Source organism: Mesorhizobium sp. M0816 (genome assembly GCF_040320005.1).
In the GTDB taxonomy this organism is placed as follows: Bacteria; Pseudomonadota; Alphaproteobacteria; order Rhizobiales; family Rhizobiaceae; genus Mesorhizobium.
On record NZ_JAMYOT010000058.1, the window covers coordinates 1 to 18,211 of the forward strand.

The following is an 18,211-nucleotide window of genomic DNA, read 5'->3' on the forward strand; positions in this document are numbered from 1 at the left end:
CGGCGCGGGGATTTCGTGCAACATATTATCAGACTCTCCTCGGGAAATGAACGGGACCATCGTCCGCCGGACGTTTTGTTGCAACAAAATAGCGAAAGCCCGCATTAACGCAACATTTTTTTAATTTCTCTCCCGGTGATCGTGCGCAAGCTGGAGAAAAGCATCCTCGCCTGCATTTCTGTTACGAAGCCGGCCCGACCGGCTACGGGCTTAACCCGGCAGATCCGTCGAGCTCGGTCAGCGCTGCGATGTCGTTGCGCCCTCGCTGATCCCCAAGCGCCCGGGCGAGCGCGTCAAGACGAACCGGCGCGATGCGGTCAGTCTGGCGCGGCTGCTGCGGGCCGGAGAATTGAAGGGAATTTGAGTTCCAGACGCGGTGCATGAAGGGGTGCGCGATCTATCCTAGTCTTAGTCTAGAGTGCCCGTCCATAAACGGCTGTTTTTCTCGTGTTTACAGTAATTTGCGGCTCAATGGGCAGCGCCTTTGAAGCCCGTGTGGCCGCATGACGGGTGCAAATCGCGGCGGAAAGATTTCTAGAGCATCTTCGATGAACGCAGAGCGGTTTGGGGCACTTTCACGCGATAGTTCCTGTCTGATTCACTGTCTCGGTGATTTGCGAGGAGGTGAGGATGACGAGGAGCCTGAGCGCGGACCTTCGCGGGGGCGCGTGATTGCAGCCATTGAAGGCGGGGTTTCGACGCGGGAGGCGGCGCGGCGCTTCCGGATCGGAATTTCGACGGCCGCAGGTTGGTATCGCCGCTATCGCAAGACCGGCGAGACACAAGCGCGCAAGCAGGGCCAGCCGTCGCGTTCGAAGCTCGATGCCCTGACGTCCCAACCAGACGGCAACCGTGTGGGCATGGCGATCCGGCAACAGATTGAGGACGCGGTTGCGCTCCAAATCGCAGATTATCGTCCCATAACGCTGCCCCTTGCGCCAAGCTCAGTCGTCGATGCCGACCACACGCGGGGCTTCCAGCGGCTTGAACCCGCCCGCGCGGACCATCCGCAAAAAAGCGTATCGCCGCTGATCGGTACTCATGAAACCTCTAGTTGGCACGGCTACGAAGTCCACCTCACTCTGACCCATTTAGCGAACAGTTTTGTCACATCCATACAGACGGATCCCGCCAACTCAACCTTTGTTTATTGAATAATTGTGAAAACACGGAATAACTTCATAAACACCAGCAAATAGTTTTTAAAATATCATATATCGTCACAATATACGCGGTATACTCACCCTTCCCGAAGGGTAATCATTAGCTGCAACGCAGCGAATCCGGCAGCCGAGTTTCGTCAAGGTATTACTTATGAAAGGAAATCCTGATGTCTGTAGTAGAATCCGCAGCAAGCACGATCCGCGCCACTCCTTTCCGCAACACCGCTTCACTGATCGATCGGACGCGGATGCATTTCGAAGCGGCTCACCATCGCGGTCTGATGGCGGTTTACGGCCGGTCCGAAGAGGGAAGGGCGGTCTCGCTCACAGGAGGCAACCCTCGAGGCAATACTATCATCGACTATGTACGTTGTTCCTACCTCGGCCTCGACAATCATCCGGCCATCGTTGCCGGCGCGGTCGCCGCAATGGAAGAATATGGCTCACTCCATTGGTCGTGCGCACGCACGCGGCTGAATTTCGGACTCATTGGTGATCTTGAAGTTACGCTCTCCCAACTCTTTGGGGCGCGCGTCATTGCCTATTCAACGGTCATGGTTGCCAATATGGGCGCGCTGCCAATCATCGCCTCCGGACATCTAACGGAGGGACAGAGACCTGTCATGGTCTTCGACCGTCTCGCCCATGCCTCGCTCGCTTTTCACAAGGCAGTCGTAGCCGAGGAGGCGCAGGTCGAGACAATTCCTCATAATGACCTCGATGCTTTGGAGCAGATTTGCCGCAAGCATCCAATCGTCGTCTATGTGTGCGATGGTGTCTATTCGATGGGCGGCTTCGCACCGATCGAAGGGCTTCTCCAGTTGCAAGAGAAGTATGGTCTTTTTCTATACATTGATGACGCGCACGGAATTTCCCTCTTTGGCGAAAAAGGTGAAGGGTTTGCGCGCTCGCAATTGCCCCGTGATCTCGGTGAGCGCACGATCGTCGCGGCGTCCCTTGGCAAGGGCTTCGGCGCGTCGGGCGGCATGCTCATGCTTGGAACGGCGGATCAGGAAGCGCTATTTCGCTGCTACTCCATTCCATATGCCTTCTCGGCTTCGCCCAACCTCGCAGCCGTTGGCGCGGCCCTTGCCTCGGCGGAAATTCACCGGACGAGCGAACTCAAGATTCGACAAGGTCAGTTGGCGGAGCGCATCGCCTTCTTCGACGAGCGCATCGATACAGATCAGCGGAGCGCGCCTTTGCCAATTCGCATGATCAAGGTGGGCGACGAGTTCGCGGCCATCGATTTCGCAGGGCGTCTTCTAGATGACGGCCTTTATACATCCGTCACGTTCTTTCCGACGGTCGCTCGTGGCCACGCGGGCATACGAATCTGTCTAACCGCAGATCACGACCCGGCGGACCTGGAGCGGCTCTGCAGCAAGATTCAGAGCTACGAAAAACCCGTGCTTACCCGTGGCTCATCCCCAAATGATATCGACGCCGCCGCCGCGCCAGGTCGGCTCCCGCTGTGACTTTATAGAGCGCAGCCTTCCGCCGAAGGAGGCCAGCCTTGATCAACGTAGCGTTCTCCCGCCTTGTGCACGAGCGCGCAAAAAGAGTCATGTCCGGGGGCGACACCAGCGTCCATGAGGCGGCCCTCCGAACGCCCCAGGGCGGCTCCTTCAAGCCGGGCGACCATGTCCGTGGGCACACACGGATCCACGTGCCCGCATCAACCTCGGCCTTCTTTACTCACTCGTTCAGCGCCTGCTCCAGCCGATCTTGGCTGCAATCAAGTACGATGGTCGCCCTGCGCGAGGGATGCTCATGTTTGCAATCGTCTTCTTTGCTCACGCTTTGAGAATATTGACACGCTCAGTAAATTTGTTGCATCAAACGTCATGTAATTACCCAAAGGTTCTCCGCCGGCTAATTGGGCTTGCCAACGCAGTGAGCGCTGAAGCCCGAACAAGGGCTGCAGTTCGAGCTGGAGGGCGGCAACTGTTTTGGCATGACTGTTTGCTGCAGCAAAAAACATCGGAAAACGGGTCTGGTGATCAGCACACTCGCAATGCCGGAGGTCGCGGGCCAAAGGAGGAGGAAAGAACATGACAATCACTCGACGCGACTTGATTAAGGCAGGCGTGGCCGCGGGAACGGCGTTATCAATGCCGTCGGTCCTTCGGGCACAGGCATCGCCAGATGACGCTCGGGCGGTCCGGATGGTGATGTCGGACCTTGCGGTCTTCGATCCGATTCTATCGACGGCTGACATAACACGCATGCATAGCTTGGCGATTTACGACACGCTGTTCTCACTTGACTCTAAGCTTGCGCCGCAGCCGCAAATGGTAGCGAACTGGGACGTTTCCAAGGACAAGAAGACCTACACTTTCGAGCTTCGCGATGGCCTAAATTTTCACGACGGCGGCCCCGTCACTGCGGCGGACTGTGTGGCCTCGATACGACGCTGGAGCCAGGTGGACGCAGGTGGAAAACTGATCATGGCCAGGGCCAAGGATATCTCGAAACAGGACGAGAAGACCTTCGCGATCGCCCTTAAAGAGCCACTGGGGATTCTACTTGGTGCGCTGGTGGAGGGGCTCTACCTACCTATTATGCGGGAGAAAGATGCAAATCGTCCCGCTACCGAGCAGGTGACCTCGAACATCGGATCCGGGCCGTTCAGGTTCAATGACGCCCGAGCCAAGCCTGGCGCGAGCTTCACGTACGACCGCAATGAAAATTATGTGCCCCGCCAGGAACGGCCCGACGGGTTCGCCGGCGGAAAGGTCGTCAAGGTTGATCGCGTCGTCTGGCAGAATATCGCCGATCAACAGACTGCTTTAGCTGCCTTACAGGCAGGTGAGACTGATTTCGTCTTGGACCCACCCGCCGATCTCTACCCGGTGATCGAAAGCGATCCCAATCTTGAACTCCACGTTCTAAGTAAGGCGGGCGGTACATTGTTCGTGCGCATGAATTTTCTGCAGCCGCCGTTCGACAACGTGAAGGCGCGCCAGGCGATGCTTCACCTAATCGACCAAGAGGCCTTCTTGCGCATGCACCCCGACCCGAGATACACCCAAACCGTGACTTCGATATTTGGAAACAGTCCCCTCTATTCCAACCACGAGAATACGGGATGGTTCGAGAAGGGTGGCGCTCCGGAAAAGGCCAGGCAACTCTTCCAGGAAGCCGGATATGCCGGCGAGAAAATCGTCATCGTCCAACCCACAGACTGGGCGGCGGCCAGCGATGCCTCGCAGCTTCTGGCGAACACGCTGCGCAAGATTGGGGCAAACGCCGAACTTGAGCCGATGACCTTTAGTGAGCTTACCCAGCGTCGGGCGAACAAGGGCTCCATCGAGGATGGGGGCTGGAACATCTTCATCTCTGACTACAGTATCGCCAATCCGATCAGCGCTCCCTTCTTGCTCGCAAATGGGAACGAGGCCTGGTTCGGCTGGCCGAAGAACGATGAATACGAGGCTCTTCGGGCCAAATGGGCAGATGTCGACACGCTCGAAGAGCGCCAGGCACTGGCCCGCAAAATGCAAGGGGTTTGGTGGGACTTCGTCGGCGGCGTTCTCCTGGGGCGCGCTGTCCAGCCAACTGCCCACCGAAAGGCGCTTACCGGCCTCCTCGAGGTCCCCGGCGCGTACGGTTTCCCGATGTGGAACATGCAGAAAGCCTCCGCCTAATGGCGGCCTACATCCTCCGCAGATTGGTTTCGACCATCGCCGTCATGGTGATGGTCGGGATCTTCGTCTTCCTGCTTCTCAGGCTGGCGCCGGGCGACCCGGCGGCGATCATCGCCGGCAGGTCGGCCACGGCGGAGATGATCGCCGGCATCCGCGAGCAGCTGGGCTTGAACGATCCTATGCCGGTTCAGTTCATACATTGGGTGCGGGACATGCTCGGCGGCGATTTCGGCACCTCAATCTTTGCCGGACGACCGGTCCTCGAGCTCATCTCGCAACGGCTTGAACCAACCCTTTCGCTGTCGATCCAGACGATGATCGTTTCGATGACGGTCGGGGTCTCTTTCGGCATCCTTGCCGCGTGGCGAACTGGCGGGGTCGTCGACCGTCTCCTCGCGGCCTTTTCAGCACTTGGTTATTCCGTCCCGGTCTTTGTCATCGGCTATTTCCTCATATACTTCTTCGCCATCAAGACACACTGGCTGCCGGTTCAGGGATACCTGCCGATCGAGCGGGGCCTCGGGCCATGGTTCGTGCATCTGGTCCTGCCCACCGTGGCGTTAAGTCTTGGCTTCATTGCATCCATCGCCCGGGTTACGCGGGCGAGCATGCTCGAGGTTTTGTCGGAAGACTATATTCGAACGGCCGCTGCCAAAGGCGCTTCGTCCTATGCCATGCTTTTTCACCATGCCCTGAAGAATGCCGGTGTCCCGATCCTGACCGTCATCGGCATAAGCTTCGCTTATCTGATCGGCGGAGTCGTCCTGACGGAAACGGTGTTCAACATACCCGGTATCGGTCGTCTGGTCGTCAATGCGATCAGTAAACGCGACTATCCGATCATTCAAGGCGTGCTCATCCTGACTTCAGGTCTGTACGTCCTTATCAATCTCGCGGTCGATCTGGCCTATACGCTGATCGATCCGCGCATCCGGTACTGATATGACCCTCCTCTCCGCACCAGTTGAAGCCGCGCCGATCGGCCGGCTGCGACTATCCGACCTTCCCGGTCTGGCAAGGCAACATCCGCTCGTTCTTGCAGGCGGCGGCCTGTTGGCGCTCCTGATCATTCTGGCGCTCGCTGCCCCACTTTACGCCGACGATCCGGTGAACATTGATCCGTTCAAGCGCCTCCAGCCGCCTTCCGCCGAAATGTGGTTTGGGAGCGACAATCTGGGCCGGGATGTGTTTGCGCGAACGATCTTCGGTGCCCGCATCTCCCTCATGGTCGGATTGATGTCGGCGGCATGCGCGGCACTTGTTGGGCTCCTGATCGGTGTCATTGCCGGCTACAGCCGCAGCTTCGACAACGTCGTCATGCGGGTCATGGACGGCCTGATGTCGATCCCGACGATTCTGCTGGCGATTGCGCTCATTTCTCTGACAGGACCCGGAATCGGCATCCTCATCGTCGCCATCACGATCCCCGAGACGCCAGCCGTCGCGCGGCTGGTTCGTTCGGTGGTTCTGGGTGTTCGCGAGCGTGCCTATGTGGAGGCCGCAGTCTGTGGCGGTGCGCGTCTGCCCAAGGTGCTGTGGCGGCACATCCTCCCGAGCACGATTCCCGCGCTGATGGTCCAGGGCGCCGCTGTCTGCGCCAGCGCGATCCTGACTGAGGCGGGCTTGAGCTTCCTCGGCGTGGGCGTGCCGCCCGAGATCCCCAGCTGGGGTAACATGATCGCCAGTTCGCGACTGTATCTTGCCATCGCTCCTATGACGATCTTCGCGCCCGGTATCTGCCTTGCTGTCACGGTCCTTGCCGTCAACTTAGTCGGGGATGGCCTTCGCGACCTGTTCGATCCCCGCGCGAAGCGGAGGCGATAGCATGCAGATGCATCAAACCGCAGGGAACGACGTGCTACTCGAAGTCCGAAACCTGGAAACGCATTTTTTCGGCGAAGATAGCGTCACCCGCGCGCTCAGCGGCATCAGCTTCCAGGTCAAGAAAGGGGAGACGCTCGGCGTCGTTGGCGAATCGGGATGCGGAAAGAGCGTCACCGCCCTCTCCATCCTTCGCCTGCTGCCGAAGCTGACCGCCAGGACCGTCGGAGGCGAGGTCCGCTTTCACGGACGCGATATCCTTGAGCTGTCGGATCGAGAGATGCGAAAGATCCGCGGCGACCAGATCGCCATGATCTTCCAGGAGCCGATGACGAGCTTGAACCCGGTCTATACGGTCGGCCACCAGATCGCCGAGGCGGTGCAGATCCATACGAAAGCGTCACGCTCGGTGGCCATGGCAAAGGCCGAAGAGATGCTCCGTCTCGTCCGCATCGCGGACCCGGAACGGCGCGTCAGCAACTATCCGCATGAAATGTCGGGCGGTATGCGCCAGCGCGCCATGATCGCCATGGCTCTTGCCTGCTCGCCGGAATTATTGATCGCCGATGAGCCAACCACTGCGCTCGACGTCACCATCCAGGCGCAGATCCTGCGGCTCATCGTCGATCTGAAAGAGCGCACGGGAACGGCCGTCATGTTCATCACGCATGATCTGGGGGTTGTCGCCGAGACATGCCAACGCGTGATTGTCATGTATGCTGGTCGGATCGTTGAGCAAGCGACCGTAATCGATCTGTTCGCGCGCCCCACGCATCCCTACACTCAGGGCCTGATGCGATCGGTGCCTGATCCGCGGCGCCGCCGTCAGCGCCGCCTTCCGGAAATTCCCGGCATCGTGCCAAGTCTGCGCGAGCCCTTTGTCGGCTGCAGCTTTGCTCCTCGCTGCCCGTTCGCGATCGGCATTTGCCGCGAGAAGGCACCCGCCCTGCGTGATGTCAGGCCGGGCCACGCCGCAGCTTGCTGGCGCGCCGACGAGGTGATGGGCGCATGAGTAGTCCTTTGCTGAAAGTCGAGAATCTGACCAAGCATTATCCGCTCGGTGCGGGATTCCTGAAGAAGACCATTCCGGTGATCCGGGCGGTGGAGGATGTATCCTTTTCCGTTGAGGCGGGCGAGACGCTTTGCGTCGTCGGTGAATCCGGCTGCGGCAAGTCGACTATCGCGCGGCTCTTGATGCGGCTCGTTGAGCCGACGGGTGGACGCGTGCTGATCGACGGAACCGACATTGCGGGGCTCAAGAAGGACGCGCTTCACGCCTGGCGCCGGCGGATGCAGATGGTCTTCCAGGATCCGTACTCGTCGCTGAACCCGCGCCTCACCGCCGGGCAAATTATCACCGAGCCCGTCGAGAACTTTGAGCGTCTCAGCCGGAAGCAGCGTCAGGCACTCGCCGCGGACCTTCTCCGAAAAGTCGGAATGTCGCCCGATATGATGCACAGGCTCCCGTCCGAATTGTCGGGCGGTCAGCGCCAGCGGCTCGGGATTGCACGCGCCCTGTCGCTCAACCCCTCTCTCATCATCGCCGACGAAGCGGTGTCAGCCCTTGATGTCTCCGTGCAGGCACAGATTCTGAATCTGCTTTTGGATCTCCAGCAACAGATGGGCATCGCTTTCGTCTTCATCTCGCATGACCTTGGCGTCGTCGAGCATATCGCCCATCGCGTTGCAGTCATGTATTTGGGACGGATCGTGGAACTCGCGCCCTGCGAGACGCTCTTCGCCAAGCCGGTCCATCCCTACACCGAGGCGCTGATCGCGGCGGCTCCGGTGCCGGATCCCACCCGAGTTCGGCTGGAGGCATCCCTTGAGGGCGAGGTACCAAGTCCGATCAACCCGCCGAGTGGATGCGCATTCCACCCGCGTTGTCCGCTCGCGGTAGAGCGTTGCCGGATCGATGTGCCGCCCTTGGTGCCGATGGCAGACGGCCGCATCGTGGCCTGTCATGTACGCGCTCCAGCCACAGATTGATCCCGGCGCCGGCCGCGGCGGCCAAATCTTCGACACACTGTTTCTGACGCATACGCATGAGAATCCTAGCCGCCCTCATGTTACTGTCTGCAATGCCCTCCAGATCCTGCCGGAGCGCAAGAATGCGGTTGGAACTGATGCGCGAGCATACTGACTTACGCCACCTCCCAAGGCGTGCCGGCCCGGCAGTGAGCTTAGTCTCCTGCCAGGTTTGCTGGTCGGGTTCGAGTGTTCATAGACGCGCTGCTCATGCGCGACGGCGTCGATCGTAGTCCTAGTTTCAGCGGACTGCTGCATCGTAGAGTGCTCCCTCTCGCCCGAGTTTCCAAGCTGCAGGAGAATGCTCGCGGCCCTGTGCAGCACTAGCCAATCCGCCTAGTTTGCACACTCGCTCCAAGCAGTTGCTCCCTCTCGCCTTCAGCCTTGACAGGGTACATGAGAGTTAGCCGATCGACGATCATTCCACGAAGGCGGTGCGAACACGGCGACGCATGATCGACAGCAGGCTTACCCCCCGCACGAGCAGAAAAATGTGAAAGGCGGCCCAGAGTCCGTGGTTGCCGAACATCTGTCCGAAGGCGAACAAAGCGGCGCTAAAGACCGCGAAAGATATGAGCATCACGTTGCGCATGTCGCGCGCCCAACTGGCGCCGATGAAGACACCGTTCATCTGGAAGGCCAGCACGCCGCTCGGTGCCGCGAAAGCCGCCCAAGGCAGATAGACAATCGCCTCCGCGCGCACGTCCGCTGCACTTGTTATGACGCCGACGAGTTGTTCGCCGAACGCGAAGGCGAGGACGCTTGCGAATCCCGCAAGCGAGAATCCCCAGCCCGCGGTCAGCCTGAGGGCACGCAAGAACGCCGGCTGATCACGGGCGCCGATGGCACGACCGGCGAGCTGCTGGGCGGCGCTCTCGAACCCGCCGAGGAAGTAGTATGCGACGTCTACAAAATGCATCAGCACCGCATTGGCAGCGAGAGTCAGTGTGCCCAGCTGCGCGCCCTGCCGCGCGAATAGGATGTATGCGCCCGTGACCACCAAGGAACGGATCATAATGCCGACGTTAACGTGAAGCATCCACCTTATCGCGGCGATGTCGAACGTATGCCGGGGTGACATTTTCGGCAGCGCCCTGAAGCGCCCTAAGAGGACCGCCATACCGGCTATCGCGGCGGCAACTTCGCCGCACACCGTTGCCCAGGCGACGCCTGCGACGCCCCATCCGAGATAAAGGCCCAGAAAGATGCATAGCGCGATATTCATCCCGTTGAGGAGAAATTGCAGGCAAAGTCCGACGCCGGCCTCGCCGCGACCTAGGAAATAGCCAAGGATTGCATAGTTGATTAGCGCGGCGGGCGCCGAGAGAAGACGGACTCGGACATACACATCCATCGCGGCGGTCAGGGCCGGTTCGGCGTTCATGAACCATTCGCCCACCGCGGAGATCAGTGGCGCAAGCAGGACCAAGGCCAAGCCGGATAAAGTGGCAACAACAAATGCGCGCCAGAAGGCTGCCCGCTCTTCCAGGGCATCGCCCCTCCCGAAAGCCTGGGCGATGTGACCGGACGTACCGGACCGCAGGAAATTGAAGGGCACAAAGACGAGATCGAAAAAGGTGGCTCCGATCGCAAGACCGCCAAGCAATGCGGCATCGCCGAACTGGCCGACCACGGCCGTGTCGACGATGCCGAGCAGCGGCGTTGTGAGGCATGCGAGCGTCATGGGAACCGCGATCGCCAAGACCTGCCGGTTGGTGACATGGAATGGCCTGGAGCCAAGCAGCGGCGCTTTCTGTTGCATGTCGACTCCTACTGGATGGCTTGCAACCTCTTCATTGCCAGCATGCGGAGAGTTGCGATGTGTAAGGGCCACCAGGTTGACCGGTCTGTCATCTTTTTTATGTTTGCTGGTACTTGGCCTATGATCTCAGACACTGCGCGGTCTCGAAGAGATGGCCGAGCAAGGCATTTCGGTCGATCGCACCACCATCTTGCGGCGGACGGTTTGCTTCACGCCTTTGTGTCTGGAATGTTTCGATCGGGGGTGTCGGGCGTGCGACGACGTATTGCTGCGTTTTATGCTGCGGTTTCAAGTTCACGGTGCCGGATGGGCTGGCGAGTGGTGACCCGCAAGAGGCTGCGCCGAGGACAAGTGCTGGAGTTCTTAAGGGGCCGCAGGTTGTTCCTGTTCGCCAGGGGTCGGGAATGGTGTGATCGACCAATCGATTAAGTCGACGGCACGCTGAAGTATCGCCTCTGTCCGGGCATGGGTGGGTGAAGCGGCGATGACATATCCGACACAATCTCGGGGATCGCCTTTCCTGACGATCGGCGTCTCGGGTTCAATATACAACTTGACCTCGGCGACCCCTGGTACAGCAGCCGCCCGACTCTCGCCACCGATCCGATCAAGGGTGCCATCGCGATCAGGAATTAGGAACCGCACGGCCGCAGTCTGCGAATGCTTTCTGCGCAAATTCCATTCCTCGCCGACGACAAGCTTGATGTGCTCGGTAACAAGATCGATGCCGTAAGCCTGTTGAACCAGTTGAGGACCGGTCCCACCCGCAAGACGCGGATTGACTTCGATGACGACCGGGCCACGCTGCGTACACCGGAATTCAATGCCCGTTGGCCCCCAGCCGAGGCCGAGAGCTCGCAAACAGCTTTGTGAAATATCAGCAATACGCTCCTGCTCGTCGTCAGTCAGCGTGGCCGGACAGCTGAACTCATGATACACGAAATGCGGTGGAGGGCCGAAGTTACCGCCGGAAATCGCAATAACCTCATTTCCCATGATATCGGCGCTATAGTAGGGGCCTTCTGCGTAACCTTCCACGAGTATCCTCGGTGAAGACACCCATGCGTGCTTTCCGCCGAACAGATAGGCCGTATGTTCGGCCAACTCTTTGACGTTGCGGCACAATCGGACTCCCCTACTGCCGCTGCCCACGGCTGGCTTGATAATCACCGGCAGGCCGATCTCCTCGGCAGCGCTTTCCACCTCCGTTGCATCCGCTGCCAAGCGGTAGGCAGGTATCGGAACGCCGGCTTCCTCGAGAAGCTGACGTTGCTTGAACTTGTCGCAGCATTGTTCGATGGATTTGGGGTTCGGTCCCGGCAGATCGAAATGCTGGCAGAGCTTACCAACTGTCGCATAGAAGGAGTCCCCGACGGACGTAATGCCAGCAATGTCATAGGTCGCACGTAGCCGAGAACATTCGCGGATCAGCGCATCGAGATCGGCTGTATCGACACGGATTGCCTCAATTCCTTCGGCCCCAAGATAGTCGTACCGAGTTGGATCAGCCGACATGACAATTGGATGAAGACCAAGATGCCGAGCCGCTTGGACGTATAGCGGACCATTATACCTTGAACCTTCAAGCAGGATGAGCGCTCTTCTTGTCATTGGCCGTTGACTCCGACGTTGCGTGCTTTGCGGCGGTCCTTAGCGTACATCGGCGAAAGCTTTTTCAGCCTTGCCTGATCTCAGACCTTGTAGTGAAGGTACCATTGTCAGCGATTTTCAGTCGCAAAGATTCTGTAAATTTACTTCAAGGATTTGTTGCAACAGTTTGGTCGCCGACCCTTGTCCCGCTTTTGCGATCCGCTGCTGGTGCCGTCGCTTAGTCGTTTCGATTGAGATAATCTTTGAGCTTCGTTGCTAGGACGCGTACATGAGCCGGAGCGAACGTGTAATGGTCACCAGGCACCTCATGAATTTCCAGGCATCCCCGCGCGAATTGCTTCCACCCAAGATCGCCATTAGGTTCATTAGTTGATGTGCGCAGCCCCTTCTTGGCTGCAAAAAGAACGGACCTGCTGTCGTTGAGCCGAGGCGTATTCACGGAGCGCAATTTTATTTGCCTCGGCAACTGCCAGGATATTATTGAGCTGCGTTTCGCCCATTTCGGGTACGTTGCCTGCTTGCATCCCGAAATCCAGCAATGCCGTGACCTGACACTCACGTTTGATGGATTTCAGCCTTCGCCAATGTTTCTCCAGCACGGGAAAAAGGACACTCAATGTGACCGCTTGCTCGCTAAGCCAGTTAGGAATACGGCGGTTGCCGAGCAAGCGATGGTACCGGCTGCTTGTGTGCTCTTCATCCTTGTGAAGCGCTTTGGCATCGAGCAGTCCAACTATTGCTACCTCGTCACCAGCATCGCGCAATTGGCAGCCCATTTCCCAAGCAATGCTACCGCCCATGGACAAGCCGACGAGTTGATAAGGGCGGCGTGGTTGTACGCTCTTGATAGCCTCTACGTATTCCCGCGCCATTTCCGGAATGCTCATGTGAGGTCTTGCCTCACCATTCAGACCGCGCGCCTGCAGGCCGAAGAGCGGCTGCTCCGTGCCAAGTGCCTTAGCAAGAGGCGTATATAGGAGTACATAGGTGTACATGTCCCCCAAAAGGGTCCCAAAAAGGTGGGGGCAAAACAGAGGCGTCCGTGAACCGCCGGTTTGTAACGGCACCAATCGTTCGGACGCGCGCTTCCACGGGTCTTCGAGAGGGCTATTGCGAGCCCTCTTGGAGTCTGGTGTTCCAGCAGCAGGGAGACAGCCAATCTCTCTCCCGTAAGCTGCACGATGCGATCGATGATCGATGACGCTTAAGGCGCTCAACGAATGCTGGCCGCGATCAACAGCAAAACCAAACTTTTCCTGACCGATGCGCCGACGTGCAACCGTCAGCTACAAGCGCCATCGTTTCCCGCCGCAGATCATCGCCAATGCAGTCTGGCTCTACTACAGGTCCCCTTGAGCCTGCGTCTGGTCGAGGAAATGCTGCTGGAGGGCAGGATCGTGGTTTCGTATGAGACAATCCGCCGGTGGGGCATCAAGTTCGGTCCGGACTACGTTCGCCGCTTGCGCCGCAAGCAGCCCAGCCGAAACGATGTCTGGCACCTGGACGAGGTCGTTATCACCATCGCCGGCAGGAAATACTGGTTGTGGCGCGCCGTCGACCAGGAGGGCTATGTGCTCGACGAGATCGTCCAGAACCGCCGCAACACCAAGGCGGCCAAGCGCTTGCTGACGCGGCTGTTGAAGAAGCAAGGCGTCGCGCCGAAGCGCATGATCACCGACAAGCTGCGCTCCTATGGAGCAGCCAGGCGACAGGTGATGCCGGACATCGAGCATCGGTCGCACAAGGGATTGAACAACCGGGCGGAGAATGCACATGTGCCGCTGCGAAAACGGGAGCGGATGATGCAAGGCTTCCGATCGCCAGGAGCATTGCAACGCTTCGTTTCGATCTTCTCGGCTCTGCGCAATCTCTTCGTCCCGCCCCGCTCAAAACGCTCCGCTCTCGCTACACATATTCACCGCCTGCAGGCCATGGCGGAATGGAAAGCCGTGGCCATGGTCAGCTGATATCAGCGGTCCGCAGGTCTCAACGCGTGTATATGCAGACAACGTGACATCGCCCACGCACTACTTTATTCATGAAGTTCCTCGATTAATTCATTAGGCTTTTGCGTTTCAGTTGAAGGGTCAAAATCGCCATTCTCTACTAAAAATGTAAGAGGATCTCCTATGGCGACTATTAGTGCTCGAGCCAACAGCGAGGGTAAGAGTGATTTCGATCCGATCCAATTCCTTCAGCAAATCGTTGCAATTGATAGCTGTGATCCGCCAGGTGGCGAAATTGAGATCGCTAAACTCGTGCACAAAGAATTGCTCGCACTTGGCATTGAGTCCGAGTTGGACGAATTTCTTCCAGGGAGAGCGAATGTTTTAGGAAGGATCCGTGGAACCGGTGAGAAGCCAGCTCTGGTCCTTTCGTCGCACATGGATACCGTCCCGGTTGGGACCGTGCCGTGGCAAAGGTGGCCGTTTTCCGGTGAGGTCGAAAATGGTCGGCTTTATGGACGAGGCGCAACTGATATGAAAAGCGCGCTCGCGGCTATGATCGCAGCTGCCGGCAAACTGGCCCAGGGATCCCACCAGGCGCTTAAGGGCGACGTGATCCTGGCGTTCACTGCAGGGGAAAGTGCAAATTTGCTTGGAGCCCGCAGATTCGTCGAGCGGGGCCTTAAAGAAGAAATAGGAGCGTTCCTCTGTGGAGAGCCGAGTGATCTTGACGTCGTGATCGTCGAGAAGGCAGCGCTGTGGCTACGAGCAACGGGTATAGGTAGACTGGGCCATGTCTCAGGTGAGGCTGGCGTGAATGCGATAGATCTCATTCACGAGTTTCTAACTCGCCTTTATGCGTTAGACTTAGAATATCTGGAGCACCCGCTTCTCGACAAGCCAACCGTGCGCGTTGGTCGGATCCATGGCGGCTCAGCGGTGAACCTCACACCAGATCGCTGTATAGTCGATTTCGATATCCGGCTCCATCCCGGTGTGGATCATGAAGCAGTCGTAGCAAAAGTGGCGGAGATCGCGCCCGACGACGTCTCCATCAGTGTTTTGGATTTCAAGGCTGCAGTGGAAAGCCAGCCAGATGACAGCTTCGTTAAGCTGTGCATCGAAATTTGCGGACGTCATCGAAATCGCGCCCCAGAAATCAAAGGGGTATCATACTATAGCGATGGCACCGTTCTTTTAGATGGCTTGCCCGTACCTTTCGCGATTATTGGCCCCGGCTCCTTGGGTCTGAGCGGACAGCCCGATGAATTTGTATCAATCGAGAACGTGCTAAAGGCCGTTGAGATCTACCAAGACGTCACTCGAGCCTGGTTAGCATAAGGATCGAGATGGCTCACTTCCCGCGAATCGGCATCACGCCGGACATCAATGATACTGCTGCTCCCGAAACTGAATACGTCGTCAGGCGAAACTACGCGGACGTCGTCTCGCAGGCTGGCGGTCTGCCTTTCCTTCTTCCGTACGGTGAGTAGGTTGACGACTATCTCGATGCCATCGACGGCCTCCTCATCACCGGCGGCATGTTCGACATTGACTTGGCGCTCTATCATCAGGATGCGCGCAAGGATTACGTTATGAAGCCGGCTCGGACAAGTTTCGAGCGAGTCTTTGATTGAAGGAGCACTATCCGATCGATACCCATCCTTGGGATTTGTAACGGAATGCAGCTTCTCGCTGTGTGCCTTGGAGCGGAATTGGTCCAAGATATCCCAACCGAGATCGAGGACTCCCTAGCCCGTCTTATGCATAACGGCGTGTTGGAGAGGCTGGCGGATGTAGCTTAAGCGGTTGATTTGGCGTAGGATTCAGTTGCTTAGGTCAACCCTTCCACCAGATCTCGCGAGCCACACCCGCCATGACCGACGATACGTTGCCGCCGCGTGTTTTCCAGCCGTCGGACGCAAGAAGATCACAGCTGCGTTTGATGGCGGACGCATCACATCGGATGGCGGCGTCATGCTTCTGGCCGCCGCCGAGCGGCCTTTGCGACTGGCCGACCGGCTTGCGGCTGCGATCCACGATCCGCGTCACCCGCAGCGGGTGAGGCATTGCCATGGCCGACATTCTGCGCGCCCGCATCTTTGCGATCGCGTGCGGCTACGAGGATGGCAACGATCTCGACCGGCTGCGCACCGACCCGGCCTTCAAGCTCGCCTGCGGACGGTTGCCCGACAGCGGGCTCGACCTGTGCTCGCAGCCGACATGCTCGCGCCTGGAGAACCTGCCCGACCTCAAGACCGTCATCCGGCTCGGCGATGTGCTGGTCGACCTGTGGCTGTCGAGCTATACCGCGCCGCCCAAGATGGTGACGCTCGACATCGACGCTAGGCTCGATGTCGTTCACGGCCATCAGCAGCTGTCGCTCTTCAACGCCCACTACGACGAGCGTTGCTTCGTGCCGATCCACATCTACGACGCCGCGACAGGACGCCCGGTCGCCATGATCCTGCGACCTGGCAAGACCCCGGCGGGCAAGGAGATCCGGCCATCTGCGTCGTCTCGTGCAGCGCATGTCGCATTGCCTCACGGAGATTGTTACCGATCGGCTTCGTTGCCTCACCAAAAATGTTACCTGTGAAGTCGCATTCCGGCATGATGCCTTCGCCATGAGCGAGGGATTATGAAGACGAAGATGGCGCATGCCATGCGCATGGAACTCGCCAATGCAGTCCGGGATCGCTATGCGACCGCAGCGAATAAGGACAAGCGCAGGATCTTAGAGGAGTTCATCGCGGCGACAGGGTATCACGAAAAATCCGCAATCCGTGTGTTGAACAGCTCGTCGAAGCCGAAGCGTCGGCAGTCTCGTCAACCGCCTTCGATTTATGATGAGGCCGCTAGAGGAGCCTTGATCGTGCTGTGGGAGGCGTCTGATCGAGTTTGCGGCAAGCGCCTGAAGGCATTGCTGCCTATTCTCCTGCCTGCGTTGGAACGCAATGGACACTTGAAGTTCGACGAGGAGATACGCCACAAAGTCCTGTCGATGAGCGGCGCCACGATCGACCGCTTGCTCCAGATGCCGAGGCGCACGGGCCGTACGAAAAAGCTGAGAGTTGTGCCGGAGCCGCGGCGGCGAATCAAAATGCGCACCTTTGCTGACTGGAATGAGCCGGTTCCCGGCAGCATGGAAATGGACATGGTGGCTCATTGCGGGGAGGTCAACCGCGGCAGCTACGTTCAGAGCCTGGTTCTGACCGATATCGCTAGCGGATGGACGGAGATCGTGGTGCGAGAAGGCACACTCGTGGTCGAGACACTTGAGCGTATCCGACTGGGCTTGCCCTTTGCTCTGACGGCCCAGGACGTGGACAACGGCACCGAGTTCGTCAACAACTGTCATGGTCACGGCATCGAACTCACCCGCTCGCGGCCTTACCGCAAGAACGACCAGGCGTGGATAGAGCAGAAAAACGGCGCCGTCATTCGCAGCTCTTCGGCTATCGGCGCTTCGAAGGCTTGCCAGCGGCCAGAGCGATCACGCGTCTCTACGGAGCATCCAGGCTGTTCGTGAACTTCTTCCAGCCCTCGTTCAAGCTGGCTGCCAAGCGGCGCGACGGCGCAAAGGTGGCTAAGCGCTATCATCCGCCACAGACGCCCTGTGATCGACTGCTGCAGGCGGAGAGTATCCCGTTGGCCGCCAAGACCAAGCTGACCGAGATCGCCGCCGGGCTCGATCCGCTGAAACTTCTCGAGGAAATGCGTGCTGTGCAGGCTCACCTGGCAGCATTGGCTGACGGCGAAATACCGTCCCCGGCGACATCCGAGCCGCCTAACCTGGCGGCATTCGCGGCAAGCCTATCAAGCGCCTGGCACGCCGGCGAGATCCGTCCACCGCTTTATCTGCGAAGCCTCCAAAAGGTCATTGCGAGTCCGTCCGCCGCAACCAAGCTGGCGATCCCACCCGCGACCGCAGCACCGCCCACGAAGACATCGGAGAAGCCAAAGCCGGTCTACGCCAAACCTGGCCAAGGCCGCATCCAGGCGCTCCGCATCGCGTGGCCGATCGCGTGTCGCCGATTGGAGGAATTCCCCAACATCAACGCCATGCAGCTCTTCGAAGGGATTCCGGGCGCGTGACCGGTTCCGGCGCAACTGTCCGCCGCCAGTCGATCCCGTCCAACGAAGGCATCCAGGAATATCCCTGCTGGTGAGTCTGACGAATCATCGGGTGAGCTGATCCGGGTTATGGACCCACATCATCCGCTTTAC

15 protein-coding genes and 5 pseudogenes are annotated in these 18,211 nt (G+C 58.7%); 14 read left to right on the plus strand and 6 right to left on the minus strand.

The annotated features are described in order from the left end of the window. Window positions 1-140: 140 nt before the first annotated feature. Window positions 141-361, plus strand: a pseudogene (locus NKI17_RS35410) (IS110 family transposase); the annotation flags it as partial. Between the two features lie 187 nt (window positions 362-548). Further along, a pseudogene (locus NKI17_RS35415) lies at window positions 549-767 on the plus strand (helix-turn-helix domain-containing protein); the annotation flags it as partial. A gap of 60 nt (window positions 768-827) precedes the next feature. Here the strand turns inward: NKI17_RS35415 and NKI17_RS35420 are convergent. Continuing rightward, window positions 828-971, minus strand: a pseudogene (locus tag NKI17_RS35420) (transposase); the annotation flags it as partial. A gap of 359 nt (window positions 972-1,330) precedes the next feature. On the opposite strand from NKI17_RS35420, the gene NKI17_RS35425 reads away from it, so the two are divergent. Further along, window positions 1,331-2,641 carry an aminotransferase class I/II-fold pyridoxal phosphate-dependent enzyme gene (locus NKI17_RS35425; protein ID WP_352907749.1) on the plus strand — a complete coding sequence of 437 codons (1,311 nt, stop codon included), beginning with the start codon at window positions 1,331-1,333 and terminating at the stop codon, window positions 2,639-2,641. 293 nt (window positions 2,642-2,934) lie between these two features. On the opposite strand, the gene NKI17_RS35430 is transcribed toward NKI17_RS35425, so the two are convergent. Further along, window positions 2,935-3,219: a hypothetical protein gene (locus NKI17_RS35430; protein ID WP_352907750.1), complete on the minus strand. Its 285-nt coding sequence runs from the start codon at window positions 3,217-3,219 to the stop codon at window positions 2,935-2,937. Here NKI17_RS35430 and NKI17_RS35435 point away from each other — a divergent pair. The 5 genes from NKI17_RS35435 to NKI17_RS35455 are packed head-to-tail and all read left to right on the plus strand — an operon-like array spanning window position 3,218 to window position 8,623. Beyond that, window positions 3,218-4,813, plus strand: coding sequence for an ABC transporter substrate-binding protein (locus NKI17_RS35435; RefSeq protein WP_352907751.1), 1,596 nt, complete (start codon window positions 3,218-3,220; stop codon window positions 4,811-4,813). The genes NKI17_RS35430 and NKI17_RS35435 overlap by 2 nt on opposite strands. Next, a complete protein-coding gene (locus tag NKI17_RS35440) occupies window positions 4,813-5,754 on the plus strand; it encodes an ABC transporter permease (protein WP_352907752.1) in 942 nt (313 codons plus the stop codon). Before NKI17_RS35435 ends, NKI17_RS35440 begins: the two co-directional genes overlap by 1 nt. A gap of 1 nt (window position 5,755) precedes the next feature. Beyond that, a complete protein-coding gene (locus tag NKI17_RS35445; protein ID WP_352907753.1) occupies window positions 5,756-6,637 on the plus strand; it encodes an ABC transporter permease in 882 nt (293 codons plus the stop codon). A 1-nt stretch (window position 6,638) separates the two neighbouring features. After that, complete coding sequence (locus NKI17_RS35450) at window positions 6,639-7,646, plus strand: ABC transporter ATP-binding protein (RefSeq protein ID WP_352907765.1); 1,008 nt, start codon at window positions 6,639-6,641, stop codon at window positions 7,644-7,646. Then, a complete protein-coding gene (locus tag NKI17_RS35455; protein WP_352907766.1) occupies window positions 7,643-8,623 on the plus strand; it encodes an ABC transporter ATP-binding protein in 981 nt (326 codons plus the stop codon). The genes NKI17_RS35450 and NKI17_RS35455 overlap by 4 nt, the downstream gene beginning before the upstream one ends. Before the next feature lie 457 nt (window positions 8,624-9,080). Here NKI17_RS35455 and NKI17_RS35460 read toward each other — a convergent pair whose 3' ends face one another. The 3 genes from NKI17_RS35460 to NKI17_RS35475 form a co-directional block, all read right to left on the minus strand. After that, a complete protein-coding gene (locus tag NKI17_RS35460) occupies window positions 9,081-10,424 on the minus strand; it encodes an MATE family efflux transporter (RefSeq protein WP_352907754.1) in 1,344 nt (447 codons plus the stop codon). A 363-nt stretch (window positions 10,425-10,787) separates the two neighbouring features. After that, window positions 10,788-12,035, minus strand: coding sequence for an ATP-grasp domain-containing protein (locus tag NKI17_RS35470; RefSeq protein ID WP_352907755.1), 1,248 nt, complete (start codon window positions 12,033-12,035; stop codon window positions 10,788-10,790). 365 nt (window positions 12,036-12,400) lie between these two features. After that, window positions 12,401-13,030 (minus strand): thioesterase domain-containing protein, encoded by a 630-nt coding sequence (locus tag NKI17_RS35475; RefSeq protein ID WP_352907756.1) that lies wholly within the window; start codon window positions 13,028-13,030, stop codon window positions 12,401-12,403. A 268-nt stretch (window positions 13,031-13,298) separates the two neighbouring features. On the opposite strand from NKI17_RS35475, the pseudogene NKI17_RS35480 reads away from it, so the two are divergent. Continuing rightward, a pseudogene (locus tag NKI17_RS35480) lies at window positions 13,299-14,002 on the plus strand (IS6 family transposase). A 162-nt stretch (window positions 14,003-14,164) separates the two neighbouring features. Beyond that, a complete protein-coding gene (locus NKI17_RS35485; protein ID WP_352907758.1) occupies window positions 14,165-15,322 on the plus strand; it encodes a M20 family metallopeptidase in 1,158 nt (385 codons plus the stop codon). Here NKI17_RS35485 and NKI17_RS35490 read toward each other — a convergent pair. Further along, a complete protein-coding gene (locus tag NKI17_RS35490; protein ID WP_352907768.1) occupies window positions 15,289-15,705 on the minus strand; it encodes a hypothetical protein in 417 nt (138 codons plus the stop codon). The two genes, NKI17_RS35485 and NKI17_RS35490, sit on opposite strands and share 34 nt — an antisense overlap. Here NKI17_RS35490 and NKI17_RS35495 point away from each other — a divergent pair. The 4 genes and pseudogenes from NKI17_RS35495 (at window position 15,664) to NKI17_RS35510 (ending at window position 18,079) form a co-directional block, all read left to right on the plus strand. Beyond that, complete coding sequence (locus NKI17_RS35495) at window positions 15,664-15,786, plus strand: hypothetical protein (protein ID WP_352907759.1); 123 nt, start codon at window positions 15,664-15,666, stop codon at window positions 15,784-15,786. The two genes, NKI17_RS35490 and NKI17_RS35495, sit on opposite strands and share 42 nt — an antisense overlap. 71 nt (window positions 15,787-15,857) lie before the next feature. Then, window positions 15,858-16,515 (plus strand): annotated as a pseudogene (locus NKI17_RS35500) (IS1380 family transposase); the annotation flags it as partial. Window positions 16,516-16,622: 107 nt separating this feature from the next. Then, a complete protein-coding gene (locus NKI17_RS35505) occupies window positions 16,623-17,513 on the plus strand; it encodes an integrase catalytic domain-containing protein (RefSeq protein ID WP_352907761.1) in 891 nt (296 codons plus the stop codon). Then, window positions 17,510-18,079 carry a hypothetical protein gene (locus tag NKI17_RS35510; protein WP_352907763.1) on the plus strand — a complete coding sequence of 190 codons (570 nt, stop codon included), beginning with the start codon at window positions 17,510-17,512 and terminating at the stop codon, window positions 18,077-18,079. The genes NKI17_RS35505 and NKI17_RS35510 overlap by 4 nt, the downstream gene beginning before the upstream one ends. Window positions 18,080-18,211 lie beyond the last annotated feature (132 nt).